This window comes from Ensifer sp. ENS03, from assembly GCF_014852035.1.
GTDB classification, from domain to species: Bacteria; Pseudomonadota; Alphaproteobacteria; order Rhizobiales; family Rhizobiaceae; genus Ensifer; species Ensifer adhaerens.
Genome location: NZ_JACVAV010000002.1, coordinates 398,734 through 420,077, shown reverse-complemented (window position 1 = coordinate 420,077; position 21,344 = coordinate 398,734). Strand labels below are relative to the sequence as shown.

Here is a 21,344-nt window from a genome sequence, read left to right as displayed (position 1 = left end):
AACGTCGAAGTTTTGCGGGTTTCCTTGCGGCCGGGCACGGTGATAGACCTCGCCGCATGACCGCACTTTCCCATTTCAACGCCACCCCGCTCGCCGAGCGCGCCTGCGGCACCTGTACGCTCTGCTGCCGCCTGCCGGATATCGATGCGCTGGAGAAGCCGGCCAATGCCTGGTGTCGGCATTGCACGGGTGCGGGATGCCGGATCTATGAGGACCGGCCGCAGCTTTGCCGTGACTTTCTCTGTCTCTGGCGTACGGACGAGACCTTGGGCGAGGCGTGGGATCCGGCGCGTTCGCATATGATGATCTATCGCCAGGGACCGCAGGTCACGGTTCTCGTCGATCCGGACCATCCGGACGCCTGGAAGCGCGCACCCTATGCAGCGGTGCTGCAGGGCTGGGCGCGCGAGGGTGAGGGCGGACAATATGTCATCGTCTTTGTCGGCGACGCAGTGTTCAAGGTTGATTGAGACCGGTTGGTAACGACCCGGCAGGCCACTAGAAAGAAAGAGCCCCGCACGAGGGCGGGGCAAGCAGGCACCCAAAATGGCTCGGGGTGCGGGGAAGCGCAGTCCAGAAAGAACGTACTGCGCGGTACGGAAGCTAACGTGCATCCGCCGGAGCGGGAAAGGCCGGATTCGCTGATTCTGGTACGGTTGCCAAAATAAAGTGGCCCGCGCACGGGCGGGCAGGCGCGCCCCTGTGGTCGCTTCACGGGTCGGTTTTCAAGGCTATCGATTGACTTTGCCGGTCGGCGCTTCATTTCCGATTGGGGAAAAGACGGAGACGATCATGTCAAAGGCGATGCTGACGTTCCTGTGCCTGGCGGTGCTTGTGCTTTCGGCTTGCGCCAACACGGCGCGCGGCTTTCGGCAGGACGGTGTCGAAACCGGCCACGCGCTGGACGATGCGACCCATCGCGTGCTGAAATCGACATCGAAGTGACGCGAGACGAGGTGCCCTGGGCTGCGACGGCCTATCTACCGCGATGGGGCGGTGCTGGCGCGCGCGGGACTTTCAGCGCTGCTGAAGATCACCACGGCAAATAGCAGCACGCCGAGGAAGGCGACGATAGACGCGGCGGCAACGATGGGCTCGATCTCGGGCCTGCCTGTCGTCATCAGATAGAGCGAGGGCACGAGCACCGCGACGCCTGACGTGTAGACATAATACTGGATCAGCGCGAGCCGCCGCTCGGCCTTGGCCGGGTTGAGCGCGTAATAGATGCCGAAGATCGCCATCGTCACCCAGCCGAGCAGGTTCGTATGGGCATGGGCCGGCGTTGCTGCATGGTCCTGGCTGATCGCCATGTGCAGGCCCATGCAGAGGCCGATGATCAGAAAGATGATTGCGGTCTTGAAATAGAGTTGCGCAAGCCTTGGCATGGACTGTCTCCTCCGCGATGCCTCTGCTGTCTATTAGCATGTTCGCAAATGATTGGAGATTGCCAATATTGGGCGTGTGTGGGCGTCCGGGCAGGCGAAGGTCAGGCGGGCCGGGCGGTGGTGGCGGCGAGCGTGGCGCGTTTGCGCGTCGCCATACCGTCGAAGGTGGTGAGCCCCTGGCGCTGCAGGTAAGCCGAAATCGCCGCCTCGATGCCGCGATCGTTGCCGCCTTCGGTTTCCCAGAAGGCTTCGATGGCTGCAAAGAGGGCGGATCTGTCGAGCGTGACGGTCATCGCAGGCTGGTTCCGAACTGCTGGCGGTGGTTGAGGGTGCCGTGGGCGGTTTGGCCGAAAGGCGCGCACTGCGCGCTGAAATCGGCGCACCAGCGTTCCCATGCCTGCGACGTTCGCACGAAAGCGGGCAGTCTGTGTTCCTGCTCGGGGCTCTGGTCGAAACCGTTCAGCCAGGCATCGGCGACGGTCTCGGTAACATCTTCGCCGTGAAGCGCGTCGAGATCGAAGCGGATTAGCCGCTCCACATGCTCGCCGTCATGCACATCGAGCCAGTCGGCTGCGGTTCGGTAGGTGGTGCCCGTCGTGTCGGTCTCGTCGCAGAAGGTGCCGGCACCGAGCGTCATCATGGCGAGAATGATTTCTCGGCGCTTTAGAAAGGGTGCTGCGCTCATCGCCGTTGCGGCGCCCACGGAGATCGCATCCGACATCGTTCACCTCGTCTGTTCGAGGTGCGCACTGGAACACCCTTCGCGGGTTTCCTGTCGGCCCCTCCGGCTGTGTTTCTGATGTAGATATAGGAAAAATCCTATCTTTCAGTCAATAGGAAAAACACTGCCGGCAGGAATTGCCTTGTTCAAGTTGTCGATGACGCACTGTTTGTTCTTGTTTTGTTCGGGTGATTGCGCCACTGTGGGGCCGCCATTCCAGGTGGCGGAAAAGGAGCATGGGATGATCACCTACTTCGTCGTTCAGAGCTTCACACTGGGGAGCCGCGGCGCATTTCTCGCCGACGATCCGGTGCAGGCGACCGGACCCGAGCATGCCCAGCGGCTGGCCGAAAGGCTCGCGGCGACCAAGGTGGGGGTGATCGCCTTCAGCCGCTCGGGCGACCTTGCGACCGGTGAGTTCGAGAATGCCAGGGTGCTCTTTACGATCGGCGACCTGCCCACGGAGATCGAGGAGGCGATGGCGGCGTGACGGCTGTCGCCGGGCAGGGGTGGCCCGTAACGGTCACATCCGTGAGCGGTCGAAGAAGGCGCTCACCGCTTGGGAGCCACTCAATGTTCATTGGTTACGAGCTGGGTGCGCCGTGGTAATGTCGTCGCGCAATGTTGGGAGGCGTGAAATGATGTCCGTCGACAGTCGTGCAAGCGGCGAGCCGTCTACCGGTCAATATTGGTCTTCGCCCATTCCGGTTGACGAGGCCGAGTTGAGCCCCGTTCTCCTGCGACAGATCAATTTTTGCGACGACAGGCGCGGATTTCGGGCCTATGTCGTGCAGGTGTTTGCCGATCCTGCCGGGCCTCCGGAGGCCATGTTCGAGCTTGCGTACAATCGCAGGAGCAAGCGCGCCTGCGCCATTTTCGAGGCGGTTCGGGCGGCTGACCTTGGTGGTTCCGGTGATAGGGTCGTCGCTGCGGCCGATCCGATCTGGGTGGTCGCAAACAGCCCTCGGACAGCGGTTGACGCTGCTTTTCAGGCCTTGGTCGATCGGTGTTCCGACTAAGGCAACTCGCTTATTTGTGCTGTTTGCGGCGGCGATGGGCGAGAAATCAAAGACTTAAAGCGCGACGAGCGGGCTGAAAAATTGCGGCGTACCTAAGCGGCGGCTGCTCGGCGATCCCGACCGGATTGCCGCTCAATCTCTTTAAAATCCTGTGATTGTTTGTGGTGCTCGCCCCGCTTACCGCGCGCTGTATTTGCCGACGACCCGGTGGCAGAAGGACCATTCGACCCGGCTCTCGGTGAACTCCAGGAAGGGGTTGTATTGCCTCAGCGTCCATTCGCGGTCGTTGAACGAGACGAGCCGCTTGATGATTGCCTCGGCATCGTTGGCGGGGGGGACGTGGTAGAGCACCACGTCCTTGTCGCGCGTGGGTGGCAGGTGCGGGTGGACGAGCGCCATGTCGCCCGGCTCATAGGCCGGGATCATCGAGCTGCCGGTGAGGTAGATGCCGTAGGCGCCCTTGACGCCCTCGAGCACGGACGGGCGCTTGACATATTCGACCGCATCGAAGGTGACGATCACATGGCCGTCGCCGCCTTGCGCGGCCGCAAAGATCGGCAGGTCGCGATGGCCGACGAGCTGCTCGCCGGGCACGATCTGCGGCGCAAAACCCGGCGCGCGTCTGGGCGCGGCTTCGCCGGCGGCGGCAGCCCCCTGGATCAGCTCGACGATCGCGCGGGCGTCGCGCTCGCGCAGTTCCCGCGGCGTCTCCCGCTCCACGAACTGCTGGATATAGGCATGGTTCTTCCCGATCGCGATCGACAGATCCTTGTAGGTCGTCTTCTTCGCGTCGACTGCTTCCCGGATGAGGTGGCGCAATTCGTCCATGGCACTGGCATCCCAGATTCCGTTTCCGTCGTCCAATAGGATTTTTCCTCTTGATGGCAATAAGAAATCCTACTATGAATAGGATGTCAACGGAAATGAGCGGCAGAAACCCGCTGCAGCAACCGTAACGGCGCCCAGTGGGCCAGCAAGCGGACTGGATGCGGATGATCGATCCGTCTCAGCCGATGCCGACCAGGGGGCGCATTCAGCATCGATCGCCGCATCTTGTGCGGTGGTCCAGGCGAGAGGCCGTCGTTTCCTCCCCGGCGACCTCTCGCTTTTCCAATCGATGCCGGCGCGCCGGCGCATGGTTGCCACGCGGGCCGATGACGGTCCGTGGCCGGTGACGTGCGCCACGTCGGTGGAGAGCAGCCGGCGCGCAGCCAGTGCGTGCCGGCGGCGCCAAGGTCACGGGTTTCGGCCGTTGCAGTGCCTCCTTCGGCGGAGGCGTGGCCCCTGACACCGGGAGGGGACGGCGAAGGCGATCGGCTGCTTGCCTGACGGTGAGCGGCAAGGCGACCGGCCAGTGACGGGAAGAACAATCGGAAGCGGGCGCGCGGCAGGCGCGACGAATGGCCGTGCCAATGGGCACGGCCAAAGGGGAAAGCATGGGAAGCGGCATGGCTGACAATGATTTGACAGGGAAGGCGCCGGGAGGGCGCGGGGTTTTGCCGACGTGTGAAACTCCGGGGCGGCTGGCGACCGGGGACGTCGGTTCCAAGCCCGGGCTTCGTCGTCCAAGCCGGGTGGCGGGCGTCTTCTCCCGCCAGGTGGTGCGCTCTCCTTTCCGCCGGCCGGCGAGGGCTTGAGCGCATGCGCATTACCGCAATCGTCGAAGCCCTGGTTCAATCGGGCGCGTCGCCCGAGATGATCCTTTCTGCCGTGCGCGCTGCCGAGGCGGGGCACGTATCCGAGATCGAGCGCCGCCGGGCGGGCGACCGCGAAAGGCAGCAGCGCCGTCGGGCCCGCGTGACGTCACGCGATGTCACGGTGACGGCCGACGGTGCCCTCTCTGATAAAGAAAGCTCCCCCACACCCCCTAAAGAAACTAACTCTCCCGACCCGAATCCGGGTGGGGACGCCGACCGGCCTGTTCCGGCTGCAGCCGTTCCGGATGCGGCAGGCTCGCGGCGCAACGGGAGCGGCCGGGCGATGCGGCTGCCTGAAGATTTCGAGCCTGACTGGGGCTTTGCCGCCGGCCTCGGCTTCGGCCGGGCCGAGGCCGGCGTCGAGTTCGACAAGTTCCGCGACTACTGGCGCGCCAAATCCGGACGCGATGCGACCAAGCTCGACTGGGCCGCCACCTGGCGAAACTGGATGCGCAATGCCGGCGGCCGCGGGTTGCGCGGTGGCGGACAGGCCCGTCGCGGCCATCACCCCCAGGCGCCGCCGCACGAGACCGCCTTTGCCCGCCATCAGCGGGAATGCAGGCAGACAATCGAAAACCAACTGAACGGAAACGAGAACAATGACCTATTCAGAGATGATGATTTCGCCGGCGGAGGCCCGGCTTTCGACCTTGGGCCGGGAGATTACCGCGCTCACTGAGCGGCTGGCTTGCGTCAACGAGGCGGCGGTGCTGCGCAGCCTCGATGCGATGCAGACGGCCGGCATGACCATGCCCCCGACGATCGAGCCGAGGAAGATCATTGCGGTCTACCACTACGCGCTTTCGGGCGTGCCGGCCTCGGGGCTTTCGGCGGCGACGCAGAAACTGATCCGCGGCGACTATGCCGCCAATCCCAACGTGCTTCTCGGCACGATACCCAAGCCGCCGGTGCTGGCAGCGCTCGCCAAGGCGGAGGCGCTGGGTCTCAGGGCGGATCTTGCCCGCAAACGCGAGATGGTTGCGGCGCTGACGCCGCGCCCGGCCGACGATCGGCGATCGCCGGCAAGCCGCAGCCGGGTGCGGGCGATGGTCGAAAGCTTCCGTCAGGCGCATGCGGCAGCGAAGGCCGGGCGGGATGCAGTTTCCTCCGACGGGCGGGCGCAAGGCGCGAACGTCCCGACCGAAAGCGCAGCTGATAGGCAGCCGGATGATACGGCCCCGCAAAATCCGGCGGCGCGGAATGCGTTTCGCGACTGGCTCGTGTCCGGCGTCGAGCGTGCAAATCTCAATCCAGCCGTTTCGAGGGAGGCTTTCCATGCGGTCTGAAGGCACTGAATTGACGACAGGACAGGCACCGGGCCGCGCAGCGGAAGGGTCGGCGGAAAGGATGCTCTCGGGGGACGAAGCGGGGAGCGCGGCTGCAAAACCGGCGACGCTCGACGATCTCGTCGGCCTCGTCGCCGTTCAGGTGCGGGCGCAGGCGAGCCGGATCCAGGAGTTGGAACTGGCGCTCGCCGATGCCGAGGCGCGCATCCTCTCTCAGGCGCGGCTGATCTGCGGTGCCACGGCGGTGGCAAACAGCGATCTGTTCAACCGCCGGCCGGTGCGGGCGATTATCGAGGAGGTGCTTGGCGCCTATCCTGGGATCAGCTTCGAGGACATCATCGGGGTTGGCCGCGAGCGGCGGCTGGTCGAGCCGCGGCACCGCTGCATGACCGCCGTTTACGACGAGCGTCCGGATCTATCGCTGCCGGCGCTCGGGCGGATCTTTCGGCGCGACCACACCTCGGTGCTGCACGCCGTCAACAAGCGCGAGCCCGGCAATGCGCGGCGGCGCGGACGGACCCAGCAGCCGGGCCGCTTGCCCGCGAATGCCGGTGCCGACGGGATCGGCGCGCCGGCATTTTGATTTTCCGACGAATTTCAGTCCCGCCCGCGGCCGCAGACACATGCATCGGGCGAGGGCACATGCAGATTGCAAAAGGAGAAGAGACCATGACATCAAAGGCAGAGCGCATCCGCATCAAGCGCGCCAGCCGGGCGGGCCGGCCGCGCAAGGCCAATGTGGCGCGCTATCCGGGCGGGCAGATCAAGCATGGCGAAAGCGAGCGCGAGGTCTGCTCCGTGGCGCTGGACGCGCGCCGGCGCATGCATTTTTCCGGCAGGCGCGATGCCGATGTTGCCAGCCCCTTTGCCGGCTACACGCTCGGTCGCATGTTCCTCGACGGCAAGCTGACGGCGCATGAGCGCGAGGCGGGCGACGAATACAGCCGGCAGATGGCGCGCTACTACAGCCTCACCGGCATTCCTTTCCCGAGCGTGCGGGCCCAATCGCTGTTCGACGTGAAGGGTTTTGCCGGCGAGACGAGCGCCGAGCGCGCCCGCGGCGCCCGCCAGGCGGCGAACCGGATGATGGAGCTGGAAGGCGTGCTCTTGAAACTGCCGGACGGGCCGCAGGTGAAGACCACTGTCTTCAACGTCTGCATCATGGACTACGAGATGCTGCGCACCATGCCGGAACCGCAGCTCGCCTGGCTGAAGCGCGGACTGATGGAGCTGCACTGGCAGCTGGGGCTTTCGCGGGAGAAGGAAGGGGCGTGAACGCGAGCGGCGCGGATCGGCCGCTGCCAGTGGCGCGGTTTCAAGCCCGGCTCGCGCTTCGCAGCGCCGCTTGCCGCGATGCGGGTTCGAATGCCCTCGCGTCAGCGCGGCTGCGCACCGCGACGAGCGTCGCATGTTCGGCTGAACACGCGACGCTCGAACCGGCCTGAGGGGCGGGCGGATGCGACCGGAGCCGCGTGGATGGGGCGCGCGCCGGTCTCTCAGGCACGGTAACGATTATCCGCGGAAGGCTCTTCACTCGGTCGTGGCGGCCACCTCCGGTTCGTAGGAAAACATCATGCAGGTGAGCGCTGAACGTTTCGCTGCTCGCAATTGCCGTGTCGCTTTAGGCTTTTGACCACGGATGTACTGGCACTGGTGTAAGAGCGATGATGAGGAAGGTCGGTGCGATTTCGCCCCGGGCTTTCTCGTTGACCGCATGCCAGACTTTCGCGTCATTGATGCGGCCGATTGCTTCGTCAGGGGTCGCCAGCCGCCTGCGCCCGGGGTATTCAGGCCACGAAGGGTCCGCCTCATCTTGGCCTTGAATAGACCTCAATTGACGCGCACGCTGATTAAATCGATTTAAGCCTGCTTGGCTTCTCGCGGCGTCAGAACCTCGACCCGCCATTTCCCCCTTAGATCGCCGCGTCGTAGCGCTGCCGCACGCAGCGGTATCAAACGAGATCGCGTGCCGGCGACTGCCGGTATCGGGAGGAGATGTCATGTTCGACCGAACGATTCACCGGACAATCCATTTCGACCGACCGTTCAGATTGCCGGGCGTCGATGAGACGATCGTCGCCGGCGCCTACGAAATCGATGACGACGAGGTGCCGATCGAAGGGCTTTCCTGGCTCGCCTACCGCCGTGTTGCCACCTTCATCAAGTTGCCCGCGACAGTCGAGAACCACTACCGAATGCGGTTGATACAAATCGAACCCGACGAGTTGGCGCGTTTGGTCGCGCTCAGCGGCGCCGAGATATCAGATGCGCCCGGACAGTGAGGATAAAACCATGTCCCAGCATCGCTATCCCGTCGGACTGTCCGTTCGCCTGCGAGACCGTCATAATCTCTCACCGAGAACCGCCGAAACCTATCGCATCACCGCAAAGATGCCGCTACGCGACAACGCCCCTCAATATCGAATTCGCAACGATGAACTCGGACAGGAGCGGGTCAGCGCTGAAAGCAATCTGGAACCGATCGACTGGGGAATGACCCGCAGCCACTGAGGAATGCCATGCGCTATGTCGAAACATTGAAGCGACTATTCCGGGTTAAACCTGAAATCCGTCACCGTGGTCTTGTGCTGACGGTCGCAAAGCCGGCCAGTCAAAAGGCATGCGAAAGGCCGCAGGAACGTCATGACAGCTCCGGCATATTGAAGCGCAGCCGGGATACGCAGGAGCGCCACCGGCTTTTGTAGAGCAACTGATCTGCGTCAAGACAAGGAGATAGACGCCGATGAAACCGCTCCATCGCACACATCAGATTGGCCTCGCGCTTTGGCTGCGAAACGGTGGGGCAACCGGCAACACGGGCGAACTCGATCAATATGGCAGGCGTGTGGAACGTGACGGGTCCTGGACGGGAGCGCGGTTGTATATCGGCTCCTGGACTATGGCCGGCCTCGACCAGCAATTTGGCCTCCGCTGTGCTTCTCAACGCACCACAGCGGGCCCGAAGAAGGCGAGGTAAACGCCCGTGTCTGACGCGAATGGAAATGTCTTGATGAGCGTCGCGGAAATCGAGCTGCTGCGGTGTGTGTTCGAGGCGACCTGCGCTGAGCACCAGATACCGCGGGAGGGAAGCTGCGCCGAACATCTTGCCCGGTTTCTTATGTTCGAGTTCAATTTGTCTACCTCAACCGAAAGCTCTCTCCTGGCAGCCGTCGATGAGGTCTATCTCCGACGCGCTCCGCCCCACGAGGAAAGCTAAGCAACGCGCAGCCGGCCGAATAACATCGCCTATCCTACCCTACGAGGCTCCTCGCAACCTTCCGTTCGCGCAGGATGCGAGCGTCGAGTTCCTTCAGCCGGTGCGTGAGGGCGGGATCGCCGGGCAGGAGGGCGAGAGCCTTCGCCAGCATATTGCGTGCGGTGACGAGATCGCCGTCGCGGATGTGGCGATTGGCGCGGTGATAAAGGAAGTTGACCCGCTCCGTTGGCGCAAAACGGTCGCCGAAGCGGGCGTTGAGCGCGTCGGACCAGGCGGGATGCCGGGCCATGGCGGCGACGGCGACCTGATAGGGACGCATGGGCGCATCGACCCGGGCGGCGCGGGCAAGACCCCGCAGGCGCGAAACGTCATGGGTTCTGCAGGCGGCGATCAGCGAAAGGGCACGCTCGGTGCCGGTAAAGACACGGACGGTGCCGTGGCCGGTCATGTGAACGCGCACGAGATGCGTTTCGGCCTGAAGTGCTGCGATGCGCTCGGCGTGGCGGCGATCGATCGCGTGGAAGGGATCATAAAAAATGAAGGCGCGGCCGGCGGCCTGATCGGGCGAAATGCCCATATTGGCGTGCAGATCGGGCGAAAAATGCCGGAGGAAGCGATTGTCGTAGGGGACGGATTTCGGGTCGATCGAGACCTGCGGGCAAAAGGCGATGGCCGTGGTGGCATTGAAGCGCCGGCGATAGCGAAGCGCCGCATAACCACCCTGCGAATGGCCGTACAGAATGCGCTCGGGAGCTGCATTCAGAATGGGTGCTGCGGCTTCGACCGCCTTGACCACGCTTGCCGCCGGAAACCAGTTGGGCCGCCTACTGATGAAGCCGAGGGCTGAGATGTCGGCCTTCTCGCAAAAGCGCTGGCCCCAGTAGCGGCTGCCGTTTGCCTGGATCTCCATCTCGTTGAAGGTCACCAGCAGATAGGGGGATGAACCCGGTCGATAAATGACTTCAAGGTTTTCGTCCGAGTAGATCAGCACGGTTACTCCAAAACAATTTCAATTCTTGCAGCAATATTATTTGAAAGTTCGAGAATGATTTGCGGTCACCTCGGATTTCTTCAGTATTGCGTATTTGTATCAGATTTCCAGTGCCTGGATCTTTCTGCAAGGCAAATCCAAGAATGAGGTCCGTTCGCGGCTCAAGGGAGGCTCGTTTCCGGTCGATTTCGGCCCGATGCGGTCACTGCGCCACCGGTTGAGCGCCCACGTTTATGGCGTTCGTTACAGTTACGTACTTGATTGCCCGCGCGAAAGGAGCAGCATGCCCGCGCAGACGGCAACGGCCTTTCGCAATCGGTCGTGAGTTGCCGTTTTGGCAGCCGAAATTTGTTTGAAAATTCAGGCATGGCTTTGCGCGTCGAACCTCAATGGAGACGTGCTTCTTCCCAGATCAGTTTTTCGCGCGATGGCTCATCGCAGGAAGGAACCTGACAATGATAAAGGCATCTGATCATTCAAATTCGTCCCGCTGCGTGTCGCGGACTTTTCCGATGAAACTTCTGGCGTCGTGCGTGGCAGGGCTGAGCATTGTCGCTGGCCTGTCAACCCCGGCGCGTGCGCAGCAAGCAACACCAAAACCCAACATCCTTCTGATCGTTTCCGATGACACCGGCTACGGAGACCTCGGCCCCTATGGCGGCGGTGAAGGACGAGGCATGCCGACACCCAACATCGACAAGCTGGCCGAACAGGGCATGCTGTTTTATGATTTCTATGCCCAGCCGAGCTGCACGCCGGGTCGCGCCGCCATGATCACCGGGCGTATTCCCAACCGCAGCGGCATGACGACGGTTGCATTCCAGGGGGAAGGCGGCGGTCTTCCGGCGGCCGAATGGACGCTCGCCTCCGTCTTGAAGCTCGGCGGGTACCAGACCTATTTCACCGGCAAATGGCATTTGGGCGAGGCGGACTATGCCTTGCCGAACGCTCATGGCTTCGACGTCATGAAGTATTGCGGCCTTTACCACCTCAACGCCTACACTTACGCCGACCCGACCTGGTTCCCGGATATGGACCCCAAGCTCAGGGCCATGTTCCAGAAGGTCACCAAGGGCGCGCTCTCCGGTAAGGCCGGCGAAACGGCGGTCGAGGACTTCAAGATCAACGGCCAGTATATCGACACGCCCACGGTCAATGGCGCGGCAGGGGTCGTCGGCATCCCTTATTTCGACAGCTACGTCGAAAAGGCGGCCATCGAGTTTCTCGACGACGCTGCGAAATCCGACAAGCCGTTCTTCATCGACGTCAACTTCATGAAGGTGCACCAGCCGAACATGCCGGCGCCCGAGTTCGAGCATAAATCGCTGTCGAAGTCGAAATATGCCGACAGCATCGTGGAGCTGGACACCCGCATCGGCCGCATCATGGACAAGCTGCGCGAGACCGGCCTCGACAAGAATACGCTGGTCTTCTACACGACCGACAATGGCGCCTGGCAGGATGTCTATCCCGACGCCGGCTATACGCCGTTTCGTGGCACCAAGGGCACGGTGCGCGAGGGTGGCAACCGCGTTCCCGCCATCGCCGTCTGGCCGGGCAAGATCAAGGCCGGCTCCAAGAACCATGACATCGTCGGCGGCCTCGACCTGATGGCGACATTTGCTTCGGTTGCCGGTGTCGCTCTGCCGGACAAGGACCGCGAGGGCCAGCCGATCATCTTCGACAGCTTCGACATGTCGCCAGTGCTTCTGGGAACCGGCAAGTCGGAACGGAACTCATGGTTCTATTTCACCGAGAACGAACTGTCTCCCGGCGCTGCCCGCGTCGGCAATTACAAGGCGGTGTTCAACCTGCGTGGCGACAATGGACAGGCGACCGGCGGCCTTGCCGTCGACAGCAATCAGGGCTGGAAGGGTCCGAACAAATATGTGGCGACGGTGCCGCAGATCTTCGACCTCTGGCAGGACCCGCAGGAGCGCTACGACATCTTCATGAACAACTACACCGAGCGCACCTGGACGATGGTGACCATCAGCGACTCCATCAAGCAATTGATGATGACCTACGTCAAATATCCACCGCGCAAGCTTCAAAGCGGGACCTATACCGGTCCGATCGAAATCTCGAAGTATCAGCAGTTCCAGTGGCTGCGCGATGAGCTCGGCAAGGAAGGCTTCAGTCTGCCGATGCCGACCGGCAACTGAACCGGAAAATGAGAAGCGGCGCTGTCTGATCATGGCAGCGCCGCTCGATCGTCGGGCTTTCGAGGCGCCGGTCAGATCCGCTCGAGGAAGGCAAGTATCCGTTTCATCGCCAGCGCACTTGCCGCCGCGTCATAGGAGGGCAGCGAGCTGTCGGCGAAGTAGTGCTGGTCGCCCGGATAGAGGAACAGTTCGGCGTCCTCTGCCTTCTCGACGATCTCGCAGGCGGCGTCGATATCGCCTTCGCCGACGAAGATCGGGTCGTTGTCCATGCCGTGGATTTGAACGGGTACGCCGGCCGGCCAGGGGCCGAAGGACCACTGGCCACTGATCGGGATGCAGGAGTAAAAGAGCAGGGCGCCGCGGGCGCCGGGGCGGGTCTGGGCGAGTTTCTGAGCCGGCAGGACACCGAAGGAGAAGCCGGCATAGACGAGGTTTTCGGGGAGGGCATCGGCGAGGTGCACGCCGCGCTCGCGCATCTCTTCAAAGCCGACCGCCTCGATATGGGCAACGCCCTCCTCGATGCTCGCGAATGTACGTCCTTCGAAGAGATCGGGCAGGTGGACGACGTGCCCGGCCGCGCGCAGGTCGTCGGCAAAAGCGTGCATGCCGGGTGTCAGCCCCTGGGCATGGTGGAATACGAGGACCTCGGCCATCGGCAGCTTCTCCTTCAAACCAGTGTTCGCGCATCAATTGTATTTCGTTCGGCGGAATTCAAGCGGCAAGGCTGCCCTTAAGGAAAATATTCCTCCCGCGCTGATGCCGCGTCTCTCGACCTTTTCTTGCCATCTTCGCTCGCTTGGTTGCGCACGATGCACCACGATTCTGGAGGGAAAAGGATCATGACAGGTAAGTTGCGCATTGCCGTGCTGTTCGGTGGCCGGTCGGCGGAGCATGAGGTTTCGCTGATGTCGGCGCGCAACGCCGTCGCGGCGCTCGATCGGACGCGCTACGAGATCGTGCCGATCGGGATCGCCAGGGATGGCCGCTGGATGCTGGTCGATCTCGAAGACGGGGAACTGCCGAAGGCGATCCCCGTGTCGGGAACGCAGGTGGCGCTAATCCCCGGCGGACGGGGGCGGGCGGTCACCATCGCGGCCGACGGCCGCCAAGGGTTGCTGCCGGCGATCGACCTGATCTTTCCGGTTCTGCATGGTCCCTTCGGCGAAGACGGGACGGTGCAAGGCTATGCGGAAACTGCCGATGTCGCCTATGTCGGCTGCGGTGTCGCGGCTTCGGCGGTCGCCATGGACAAGGCGCTCGCCAAGCGCCTGCTGGTGGCCGAAGGCATTGCCGTTGCGCGGGCGATCGGCCTTCATGCGGGCGACGCCTATTCAAGCGAGACCATCCTCGAAAGCCTGGGACTGCCGGTTTTCGTCAAGCCGGCGCGGCAGGGATCTTCCGTCGGCGTCAGCCGCGTCGACAGTCTGGACGCGCTTCAGGCGGCGCTTAACGAGGCGTTCCGGCACGACGACAAGGTGCTGATCGAGGAGTTCGTCCAGGCCCGCGAGATCGAGTGCTCGGTGCTGGAGGATGCGAAGGGACAGCTCACCGTCTCGCGACCGGGCGAAATCATTCCGGCTGCGAGCCACGGTTTCTACAGCTACGACGCCAAATATGTCGATGCCGGCGGCGCAGTCGTCGAGGCGCCCGCCAAACTCTCCGAAGAGGTGATCGCCGAGGCCAAGGACATGGCCGCGCGGGCATTCCGGGCGCTTGACTGCGCGGGGATGGCGCGGGTGGACTTCTTCCTGCGCGCCGATGGAAGCCTCATGATCAACGAGATCAACACCATTCCCGGCTTCACCAATATCAGTATGTACGCCAAGGCGCTGGCAGCCGACGGCATCGCCTACGGCCAGGTGGTGGAGACGCTGATCGCCCATGCGCTGAAGCTGCGCGGCAAGGCGGGGGCGCGCACCTGAGGGGATGACAGGGGCAACCCGGGTATGGCAGGCCATCGCCGGGGATGGCGGGCTTGCCCAGGGGCAGTGTCACCCTGGAGTATTGCGATGCTACCTATGAGTTGCGGTCCATATTAGGATTGTCGCATTCATTGTGGGTTCACGTCGCCCCGACCAAAACTCGCACCTGTTACAAACGGACAGGTGATGAAATGAAGAAGATTGGCATCGTCGTGCTTGCGGCGATAACGGCTCTTTCGGGCATCACGCCGGCAAACGCCCTGCCGGCTGTTGCCATCGAGCGGGTGCAGAAGAGCGACGTTCAACTGGTGCAGCACCGGGAATGGAACGGCGGTCACCATCGCCGGCGTCCGCCGGGCTGGCACGGCGGCTATCGGCCGCGCCCCGGCTGGGACGGCGGTTACCGCCCGCGGCCAGGCTGGCATGGCGGCTATCGTCCGCGTCCGGGTTGGGACGGCGGCTACCGCTATGGCTACTATAACGGCCACCGCGGCTATCGCTACGAGCGCTACGGCTATCGCCGCCACAATGACGGCTGGTGGTATCCGCTGGCGGCCTTCGGCACCGGAGTCATCATCGGCGGCGCGATTGCCGCTCCGCCAGCGCGTCGCTACGAGACCGGCGTCAACCCGCGCCATGCCGACTGGTGCTATGCGCGCTATCGCTCCTACCGTGCCTGGGACAACTCGTTCCAGCCCTATGGTGGCCCGCGCCAGCAGTGCTATTCGCCCTACTTCTGAGGCGAGCGTGTTTTAAGGAGGCCCGCCGGTCGCTGACCGGCGGGCCTCTTTTTTGTTTTCTGGCGTTCACATGCGCTGAGGGAACGCGGCCCGGCATGGGTGGGAACGCAGCCTCTATCGACTGCTGCGCGGCATCTCCTCGTCGAAGCGGGTTTTCTCGCGCCCCGGATCATCCTCGAGGATCTTCTCTTCGCGGTCGTCAGGCAGTGCATCGTCCGGATCGATATTGGCTTCGTCGCGGCTCGGAACGGGCGGCACGCGACCGTGGTCGACCGGCGTCGGATCGTCTCCCGCGGGAAGCTGGTCGACGGGGAGGGGCGGGATCTTACCGATCGGCACTGCGCGTGTTTCGCCAGACGGGGGCACGTCTTCCGGTGTCTCTCGGTCACGGGATTTCGGGTTTGCCTTGTTCATCGTCGCATCTCCTTGCTGGCGGTTTGCCAGGAATAAGCCGAGGCGCGCGGAAAAGGTTCCGGTCTGGGCGTTCAAGATCTCAAGATTGGAGGTGGTTCAATGAGGGGGCGTGGCCGTGCGGATTGGGGGACATCGCATCCGGCTCCTGTCGTTTTCCAAGTCTTGGTCCGCGATGCAATCGGCATCCCAAGCACGCGCTATCGAGCCAGACATCCTGTCGATGATATCGGGCGAACTCTGCCGCGTCGCGCGTTTGCAGGGGAGGCGTCTGCTAGGAATCGCTCATTGCGGCAACCCCGCGAAGAGGCAGACAAGCGGAGCGGCCGCGGACCGGCGAGGTCGGAAAAGCCCGGTCTTCTAGAACTTCAACGTCTTCTAGAACTTCAACCGGGCGTCGTCATGTTCGGGAGGGCGGTGCGCGTCCTTGCGACGAAACCCGTAGGCGAGCGCGAGCCCCAGGATTGCGGAGCCGACGACGATGGCGGCGAGTGCGAAGAAATTCTCCATGGCATTTTCCTCCCAAGGGGAAGCTTAACACAGAATGCGCGCAAACAAATGGCGCGGCAGCGAGAATGCGCGTCATGGTTACTCAACGCATGTCGGCCCAAGATGTTCAATCCGATTGGCTTCGGTGCGCGGTGCGTTCGGCCGAGGCTTTGCACGGGAGCGACACTGCGGGCGGGCGATCTGGACCAACGTCGAGCCCCGCCAGCTTCGCCGTCTACGAAGCATCAGCGACCTCAATAACCGCCAGCACCGCCGCCGCCCTGACTCATGCCCTGGACGCCTTGCATGCCCTGGTAACTGGGGTTCGGAGCAGGAGTGCTGGCGCGGCTCGCCTGGTCGGTGGTGCAGCCGGTAAAAGCAAGAAGTGCCGCGCATAGAGCGGCGATCAGGTATTGTCGTGTCATGGGAACCTCCCGTGGTCGTGGGAGCGGGATCAACCGCTTCCTCATCGAAACGGATCAACCATGCCGCCGCCGGCCCCGGATCCGTTGAGGAAGGAGACATGGCGCCAGCGGCCTTGCATGGCGCTCGCGATTGTACCACCGATCGCGCACATGGGCTGGCAAAGAGGCGGGGCGGGGGTAAAGGAAGAAAACGAACAAAACAGAAACAAATTTTGGCAAAGGGGCTTGCCAAGCGAACGGAAGCGGGCTAAGGATATTACAGGCTGGCCGTTTCGTCATTGAAACGGCCTTTTTGATTCCGGCGGATTGGCGCGGCCTTGCCTGGGCGCTGATGCCGATATCCAAAAAACTCAAATCCGCGCCGGCGCCGGCTGCGACCGCTGAGACGCGGGTGACGACGGCCGCTACGGCATCACGGCGCTTCGCGATTTTTCGGATCCGCACTTGGGCTTCACGTCCTCGGCGCCCGCATGCTGCTGTCGCAAGATCGCCGCATGTTCTGGTGCGAAAGCCCTAAAGCTGGTCGCGTGGAAAGGGCTCACGCGACAGGCTTTAAGATCTTGTTTTTATGCATGTCGTTGCGGCAATACCGCTGCCCACTTTTACGCGAAAGCCTTAGGCTTCCTGCTTGGCAATCTTGCCGGTGACGGAGGCGCCGGTCTCATGTCGCGGGCGGGGCTGCCCGATGCTGCGCAGCCAGCGCGAGGCTTCCTTCGGATCGCGCTCGACGCCGAGGCCTCTCTGATAGATGGTCACGAGGCGGGCCTGGGCAGCCGGATGACCCTGGCGGGCGGCCTGGCGGTTCCAATGAAGCGAGGCCGCATAGTGTTCCGCGCCGCCATCGTTGAAATAGATTTCGGCGAGTTTCGCCTGGGCATCGACATTTCCTGACGTCGCCAGTTCAAGCAACCTGGGCGAGATATTCGTTGCGGACGGCCGCGGGGTGAAAATGGTCTTCAACTTGCTGAACGTGTTGCGGATCATCTGGCACCTGTTGCATTCATTGCATGGTTCCCGCGGCTGGACTGCTAGGCTGAAAAACTGCTTAAAATCTTGAACTAATTTGACTTTTCCCTGGCCGCTGCCGGTAGAGCAGGAGCGCTTGCGATGCATTGCGCCAGAAGCACCCGATGTGGGGCAACCCGGTGAGCGGTATTGATGACCGAATGCAACCTGAAGTCAAGGTTGCAAGCGTGACATCCGGCGTGACACACGCATTTTTCTGTGATCGGCTGTCACGCTTGCTGTGTGCGAGGCGCGGGCGCCGAGACCGAAGTGCCGCTCGGCGGTCGCGGACGAACAGCGCCCTTGCCACCCGTTAATCCCGCCCAACCTGACGCTCGAGCCGCTCTATGAGCGCCAGTTTTTGTTCGTAGGTCAACTTGTCCGGGACCGACCGGTAACAGGGATCGACGATCTCCAGTTTTTCCGGATCGCCTCGGGCATTGAAATAGGAGAGCGACGCCCAATAGGCTGCTTCCGGTAGATCAGCCGTCACGACGATACCGAGTTCAAAGGCTACGGCGACCATCAATTGTGCGCCGCGGTGATTTTGACGCGCAGCACTATACCACCAGCGAAACGCTTTCTCGGGGTCGCGCTGGACGCAGGGCCGGAGCCGGCCTCTCGAACATGCCGAGCAGTTTCGTCCACAAACGCCGGATCACCTGCGATCGCCTCCAAATCCCGCCGCTACCGGTCGGTTTTGATGGCAGAATGCAACTTTTGGTCAAGCGGCGGCCGATCCAACGTGCGCAGGAGGAGCAATCGCCTCGTGCCCCGGAGCAAATCCCATGACAGTGAAACCCGCAAAGGACCCGAAGACCGGGCGCTTTCTGCCGCGCGCCGGAGGGGATGGGGCCGTCCCCCGGGCGCGCACGCGCAAGGCGGTCCGCACCAAGCTCGGCGAACTCTTTCTCGAAGACATGCTTTCGGCCTGGGAGAGCCGAGGGGCGGCCGCGATCCACGCGCTGATCGAGAAGAACCCAAACGACTTCCTGAAGACGATAGCGGCGCTGATGCCGAAGGACGTGACCATCAATCCAAACCAGATGGGCGAGATGACGGATGAACAACTCCTCGAGCGGATCCGCAAGCTCGACCAGACCATCAGGCCTTTCCTCGCTTCTCAGGGAGCGGGTGGAACTGGCGATGGAGATCGGGCGGCGGCAGAACACGAATAGGCTGCGCTATTACCAGCCCTATACGAAGCAGACAGCATTTCATGAGGCCGGCGCTACCTTTCGCGAGCGGCTGTTCATGGCCGGCAACCAGCTCGGCAAGACGCTGGCGGGGGCCGCGGAAGCGGCGATGCATCTGACAGGCGACTATCCCTCTTGGTGGGCGGGCCGACGGTTCGACCGGCCGATCACGATGATCGGCGGTTCGGAATCGCACGAGCTGACACGCGATGGCGTGCAGCGGCTGCTCGTCGGCCCGCCGATGAGCGAGGAGGATTGGGGCACGGGCTATCTGCCGAAGGCGGCGATCTCAGGCTGGACCCGGCGCTCCAGCGCTTCCGGCGCGCTCGACAGCGTGACCGTGCGGCACACTTCGGGCGGCACCTCGACGCTGCTCTTGAAGGCTTACGAGCAGGGCCGGGCGAAATGGCAGGCGAACACCGTCGACTATGTCTGGTTCGACGAGGAGCCGCCGGAAGACGTCTATTTCGAGGGCATCACCCGCACCAATGCGACCGGTGGATCGGTCGCCGTGACGTTTACGCCGCTGAAAGGCATGAGCTCGGTCGTCAGCCGCTATCTGCTGGAACCATCAGACGACCGGACCGTGGTGACGATGACGATCGACGATGCCGAACATTATTCGCCCGAGGAACGTGCGAAGATCGTCGCGAGCTACCCCGCGCATGAGAAGGAAGCGCGCACCAAGGGGGTGCCGACGCTCGGGTCGGGAAGAATCTTCCCGGTGACGGAGGAGCAGATCCGGGTCGAACCCTTCGAGATCCCACGACACTGGGTGCAGATCGGCGGGCTCGATTTCGGCTGGGACCACCCGTTTGCCGCAGCGCTTTGCGCCTGGGACCGGGATGCGGATGCGCGATCCCGCGTCGGGTGTATTCAAGTCCTATTCTGCAAAGCAGTTCGAAAGCCTGGACGCGGTCGTCCTGGAGGGGCGCCGGCGTGCGGTAGGCCTCTGCCATCTGGCCGCAATTCTCGCCGAGGCCCATCACGAAACCGGCGGCACAATGCGGCCGGTCGAGGAGAATCTGAACTACTCGGCAGGGCGGCTCATGCAAGTATGGCCGGCGCGATTTCCGACGCTTGCGAGCGCGGAACCCTACGCGGGCAATCCGCGCAAGCTTGCGAACCGGGTCTATGGCGGGCGGCTTGGCAATGTCGAAGACGACGACGGGTGGGTCTTTCGCGGGCGAGGACTGGCGCAAATTACCGGTCGCGCGAACTATGGCAAGTTTGGTCTGGTGGAGATGCCGGATCGTGCCTGTGATCCGGCAACGGCCATTCGCATTCTTTTCGACGGCATGGTGCACGGGCTTTTCACGGGCAAGCGACTGACTGATTTCGACACGGACGATAGCCGGTCTCCAGCCGCGACCGGCTATCGTTATGCCGCCTCACGCGCGATTATCAACGGCGATATCAGGCAGAACGGGCCGAAGATCGAGGCCTACGGCCGCGCCTTCGAGGCGGCGCTGCGTGCGGCCGGATATGGTCGCGAGAGCGCTTCGGCCGATCCCTCCGTTGTTGTCGTGCTGCGGCCCGGCTCGGTCGAAAGGGCGCCCGACATGGAAGGCGTCAACGCTTCGCACGGGGCCAAATTCAATCGCCTGCGCCGTCTCATCGAGGCGGTTGCCGGGTTTCTTGGGCGGTGGACGAAATGAGTGCTGTCGTCATCCGTATCCTGCTGCGCTACGGCGCGGGGCTGCTCGTGGCTAAAGGGCTGCTGGCGCCGGAGGCGGGGCTGGTGCTTGCCGATGATCCCGACGTGCAGATGCTGATGGAGGTGGGTATCGGGCTTTGTGCGGGCATTCTCTCGGAGTGCTGGTACGTGCTGGCGCGACGCCTTGGCTGGGCGAAATGATGTTTGCCTGGCCGAAGCTCCTCATCTCAGGCCTCATCCTGGCGGGTCTCGTCTGGCTCATCCATGAAATTCGCGCGGACGGCGCACGATCCTACGCCAATGCCATCGAAAGGCAGAACAATGACGCTCAGAGCCGCGCTCGTGGGAAGCGCCTTGATTACGATTCCTGCCTTGATGCTGGCAGGCTGTGGGACTTCGCGTCCGGCCAGTGCTCCCGGGCTGCGCGCCGTGGTCGGAACTGATCTTGTCGGCGCGCGCGGAGCATCGGCAGCGGATCAGCGCCGGATCGATCGCACGGTCGTCGGCCTTTGTGCCGCGGATATCTGGACGAAGGCCGAATGCGCGAAGCACGGGGGAGACCATCATGTCGCTGGCTGAAATCGATATCGTTGTTCATCGCCAGTTGGGAGAACTGGTTGCCGGCATGCGCGGCCTGCAGGAGTCCATTCATCGGATCGAGGATGGCGCCAGGCGGGCGGAGGATAAATCTGCCGCCAGTCAGGCCAGTGTTCACCGGCGCATGGATGAACTCGCCGAGCGGGTCAACGAACTGGAAGCGTCGGCTTCCGCTATCGGTGCCGAAATCTCCGATATGAAGCCGGTGACTGATGACGTCAGGCGGTGGAAGCTCATGGGTATTGGCGCACTAGGAGTGACGGGAATTGCTGCGATGGCCCTCGGTGTCAGCTTTGCCGAAGCGATCCGGCGGATCGTGTTCGTGATTGCCGGAAAAGCCTAGCGCTCAGGGCTGCTTGACCTACGTCTTTTAATCAAAGCGCCGCGCACCCGAAAGGGTGCGCGGCGCTTTTTGCGTTTG

30 protein-coding genes and 1 pseudogene are annotated in these 21,344 nt (G+C 63.0%); 19 read left to right on the top strand and 12 right to left on the bottom strand.

Annotated elements, in window-relative coordinates; all coding sequences use genetic code 11:
• The first annotated feature begins 56 nt into the window (after positions 1 to 56).
• Both IB263_RS08720 and IB263_RS08715 read left to right on the top strand, forming a co-directional pair.
• Entirely contained in the window at positions 57 to 470 is a 414-nt protein-coding gene (locus IB263_RS08720; protein ID WP_060516134.1) for a hypothetical protein, read from the top strand.
• Positions 471 to 792: 322 nt separating this feature from the next.
• Positions 793 to 945, top strand: a complete 153-nt coding sequence (locus tag IB263_RS08715; RefSeq protein WP_034793400.1) for a hypothetical protein — start codon at positions 793 to 795, stop codon at positions 943 to 945.
• A gap of 35 nt (positions 946 to 980) precedes the next feature.
• Here IB263_RS08715 and IB263_RS08710 read toward each other — a convergent pair whose 3' ends face one another.
• The 3 genes from IB263_RS08710 to IB263_RS08700 form a co-directional block, all read right to left on the bottom strand.
• Complete coding sequence (locus IB263_RS08710; RefSeq protein WP_034793402.1) at positions 981 to 1,385, bottom strand: hypothetical protein; 405 nt, start codon at positions 1,383 to 1,385, stop codon at positions 981 to 983.
• Positions 1,386 to 1,486: 101 nt separating this feature from the next.
• Entirely contained in the window at positions 1,487 to 1,678 is a 192-nt protein-coding gene (locus tag IB263_RS08705) for a hypothetical protein (protein ID WP_034793412.1), read from the bottom strand.
• Positions 1,675 to 2,106 (bottom strand): hypothetical protein, encoded by a 432-nt coding sequence (locus IB263_RS08700; RefSeq protein ID WP_060516136.1) that lies wholly within the window; start codon positions 2,104 to 2,106, stop codon positions 1,675 to 1,677. Before IB263_RS08700 ends, IB263_RS08705 begins: the two co-directional genes overlap by 4 nt.
• A 241-nt stretch (positions 2,107 to 2,347) precedes the next feature.
• Between IB263_RS08700 and IB263_RS08695 the strand changes: the two genes are divergently transcribed.
• Complete coding sequence (locus tag IB263_RS08695) at positions 2,348 to 2,596, top strand: hypothetical protein (protein ID WP_060601173.1); 249 nt, start codon at positions 2,348 to 2,350, stop codon at positions 2,594 to 2,596.
• Positions 2,597 to 3,302: 706 nt separating this feature from the next.
• Here the strand turns inward: IB263_RS08695 and IB263_RS08690 are convergent.
• Entirely contained in the window at positions 3,303 to 3,953 is a 651-nt protein-coding gene (locus IB263_RS08690) for a S24 family peptidase (protein ID WP_082566246.1), read from the bottom strand.
• An 813-nt stretch (positions 3,954 to 4,766) separates the two neighbouring features.
• Here IB263_RS08690 and IB263_RS08685 point away from each other — a divergent pair.
• From IB263_RS08685 to IB263_RS08655, 7 genes are all read left to right on the top strand, one after another.
• On the top strand, positions 4,767 to 5,501 hold the full coding sequence (locus tag IB263_RS08685; RefSeq protein ID WP_060583343.1) for a hypothetical protein: 735 nt from the start codon (positions 4,767 to 4,769) through the stop codon (positions 5,499 to 5,501).
• Positions 5,422 to 6,108, top strand: coding sequence for a hypothetical protein (locus IB263_RS08680; protein WP_162766029.1), 687 nt, complete (start codon positions 5,422 to 5,424; stop codon positions 6,106 to 6,108). Before IB263_RS08685 ends, IB263_RS08680 begins: the two co-directional genes overlap by 80 nt.
• Positions 6,098 to 6,691, top strand: coding sequence for a helix-turn-helix domain-containing protein (locus tag IB263_RS08675; RefSeq protein WP_162741367.1), 594 nt, complete (start codon positions 6,098 to 6,100; stop codon positions 6,689 to 6,691). Before IB263_RS08680 ends, IB263_RS08675 begins: the two co-directional genes overlap by 11 nt.
• An 86-nt stretch (positions 6,692 to 6,777) precedes the next feature.
• The gene (locus tag IB263_RS08670; protein WP_060583349.1) at positions 6,778 to 7,383 is read left to right on the top strand and encodes a hypothetical protein; all 606 of its coding nucleotides are present in this window, start codon (positions 6,778 to 6,780) and stop codon (positions 7,381 to 7,383) included.
• Positions 7,384 to 8,108: 725 nt separating this feature from the next.
• Positions 8,109 to 8,390, top strand: coding sequence for a hypothetical protein (locus tag IB263_RS08665; RefSeq protein WP_034793452.1), 282 nt, complete (start codon positions 8,109 to 8,111; stop codon positions 8,388 to 8,390).
• A 10-nt stretch (positions 8,391 to 8,400) separates the two neighbouring features.
• Positions 8,401 to 8,619 (top strand): hypothetical protein, encoded by a 219-nt coding sequence (locus tag IB263_RS08660; RefSeq protein ID WP_034793455.1) that lies wholly within the window; start codon positions 8,401 to 8,403, stop codon positions 8,617 to 8,619.
• Positions 8,620 to 8,627: 8 nt separating this feature from the next.
• Positions 8,628 to 8,813, top strand: coding sequence for a hypothetical protein (locus tag IB263_RS08655; protein ID WP_143556319.1), 186 nt, complete (start codon positions 8,628 to 8,630; stop codon positions 8,811 to 8,813).
• Between the two features lie 546 nt (positions 8,814 to 9,359).
• On the opposite strand, the gene IB263_RS08650 is transcribed toward IB263_RS08655, so the two are convergent.
• Positions 9,360 to 10,316 carry a hypothetical protein gene (locus IB263_RS08650; RefSeq protein WP_192438284.1) on the bottom strand — a complete coding sequence of 319 codons (957 nt, stop codon included), beginning with the start codon at positions 10,314 to 10,316 and terminating at the stop codon, positions 9,360 to 9,362.
• Between the two features lie 512 nt (positions 10,317 to 10,828).
• Between IB263_RS08650 and IB263_RS08645 the strand changes: the two genes are divergently transcribed.
• Positions 10,829 to 12,481, top strand: coding sequence for an arylsulfatase (locus IB263_RS08645; protein ID WP_051659281.1), 1,653 nt, complete (start codon positions 10,829 to 10,831; stop codon positions 12,479 to 12,481).
• Positions 12,482 to 12,552: 71 nt separating this feature from the next.
• Here IB263_RS08645 and IB263_RS08640 read toward each other — a convergent pair whose 3' ends face one another.
• Entirely contained in the window at positions 12,553 to 13,134 is a 582-nt protein-coding gene (locus IB263_RS08640; RefSeq protein WP_192438282.1) for a dienelactone hydrolase family protein, read from the bottom strand.
• A 186-nt stretch (positions 13,135 to 13,320) separates the two neighbouring features.
• Here IB263_RS08640 and IB263_RS08635 point away from each other — a divergent pair, with 186 nt between their 5' ends.
• Positions 13,321 to 14,403, top strand: a complete 1,083-nt coding sequence (locus IB263_RS08635) for a D-alanine--D-alanine ligase family protein (protein WP_034793469.1) — start codon at positions 13,321 to 13,323, stop codon at positions 14,401 to 14,403.
• Positions 14,404 to 14,594: 191 nt separating this feature from the next.
• On the top strand, positions 14,595 to 15,143 hold the full coding sequence (locus IB263_RS08630; protein ID WP_034793472.1) for a BA14K family protein: 549 nt from the start codon (positions 14,595 to 14,597) through the stop codon (positions 15,141 to 15,143).
• Between the two features lie 114 nt (positions 15,144 to 15,257).
• Here the strand turns inward: IB263_RS08630 and IB263_RS08625 are convergent, their stop codons facing one another.
• The 6 genes and pseudogenes from IB263_RS08625 to IB263_RS34660 all read right to left on the bottom strand — a co-directional run.
• On the bottom strand, positions 15,258 to 15,557 hold the full coding sequence (locus IB263_RS08625; protein WP_192438281.1) for a hypothetical protein: 300 nt from the start codon (positions 15,555 to 15,557) through the stop codon (positions 15,258 to 15,260).
• Between the two features lie 375 nt (positions 15,558 to 15,932).
• The gene (locus IB263_RS34455) at positions 15,933 to 16,064 is read right to left on the bottom strand and encodes a hypothetical protein (protein WP_255380915.1); all 132 of its coding nucleotides are present in this window, start codon (positions 16,062 to 16,064) and stop codon (positions 15,933 to 15,935) included.
• A 233-nt stretch (positions 16,065 to 16,297) separates the two neighbouring features.
• On the bottom strand, positions 16,298 to 16,468 hold the full coding sequence (locus IB263_RS08620) for a hypothetical protein (RefSeq protein ID WP_192438279.1): 171 nt from the start codon (positions 16,466 to 16,468) through the stop codon (positions 16,298 to 16,300).
• Between the two features lie 615 nt (positions 16,469 to 17,083).
• Positions 17,084 to 17,452: a tetratricopeptide repeat protein gene (locus tag IB263_RS08615; RefSeq protein WP_051659282.1), complete on the bottom strand. Its 369-nt coding sequence runs from the start codon at positions 17,450 to 17,452 to the stop codon at positions 17,084 to 17,086.
• Between the two features lie 334 nt (positions 17,453 to 17,786).
• Positions 17,787 to 17,999 (bottom strand): hypothetical protein, encoded by a 213-nt coding sequence (locus IB263_RS08610; RefSeq protein WP_246810984.1) that lies wholly within the window; start codon positions 17,997 to 17,999, stop codon positions 17,787 to 17,789.
• An 18-nt stretch (positions 18,000 to 18,017) separates the two neighbouring features.
• Positions 18,018 to 18,071: pseudogene (locus IB263_RS34660) on the bottom strand (hypothetical protein); the annotation flags it as partial.
• 190 nt (positions 18,072 to 18,261) lie between these two features.
• On the opposite strand from IB263_RS34660, the gene IB263_RS08605 reads away from it, so the two are divergent.
• From IB263_RS08605 to IB263_RS08585, 6 genes are all read left to right on the top strand, one after another.
• A complete protein-coding gene (locus IB263_RS08605; RefSeq protein ID WP_192438277.1) occupies positions 18,262 to 18,651 on the top strand; it encodes a hypothetical protein in 390 nt (129 codons plus the stop codon).
• Positions 18,536 to 19,933, top strand: a complete 1,398-nt coding sequence (locus IB263_RS08600; protein WP_246810983.1) for a terminase large subunit domain-containing protein — start codon at positions 18,536 to 18,538, stop codon at positions 19,931 to 19,933. Before IB263_RS08605 ends, IB263_RS08600 begins: the two co-directional genes overlap by 116 nt.
• Positions 19,914 to 20,327, top strand: coding sequence for a hypothetical protein (locus IB263_RS08595; RefSeq protein WP_192438275.1), 414 nt, complete (start codon positions 19,914 to 19,916; stop codon positions 20,325 to 20,327). The genes IB263_RS08600 and IB263_RS08595 overlap by 20 nt, the downstream gene beginning before the upstream one ends.
• The gene (locus IB263_RS08590) at positions 20,324 to 20,527 is read left to right on the top strand and encodes a hypothetical protein (protein WP_060583383.1); all 204 of its coding nucleotides are present in this window, start codon (positions 20,324 to 20,326) and stop codon (positions 20,525 to 20,527) included. The genes IB263_RS08595 and IB263_RS08590 overlap by 4 nt, the downstream gene beginning before the upstream one ends.
• Before the next feature lie 120 nt (positions 20,528 to 20,647).
• On the top strand, positions 20,648 to 20,905 hold the full coding sequence (locus IB263_RS34040; protein ID WP_083523522.1) for a hypothetical protein: 258 nt from the start codon (positions 20,648 to 20,650) through the stop codon (positions 20,903 to 20,905).
• The gene (locus tag IB263_RS08585; RefSeq protein WP_060583389.1) at positions 20,892 to 21,266 is read left to right on the top strand and encodes a DUF1515 family protein; all 375 of its coding nucleotides are present in this window, start codon (positions 20,892 to 20,894) and stop codon (positions 21,264 to 21,266) included. The genes IB263_RS34040 and IB263_RS08585 overlap by 14 nt, the downstream gene beginning before the upstream one ends.
• The last annotated feature ends 78 nt before the right edge of the window (positions 21,267 to 21,344 follow it).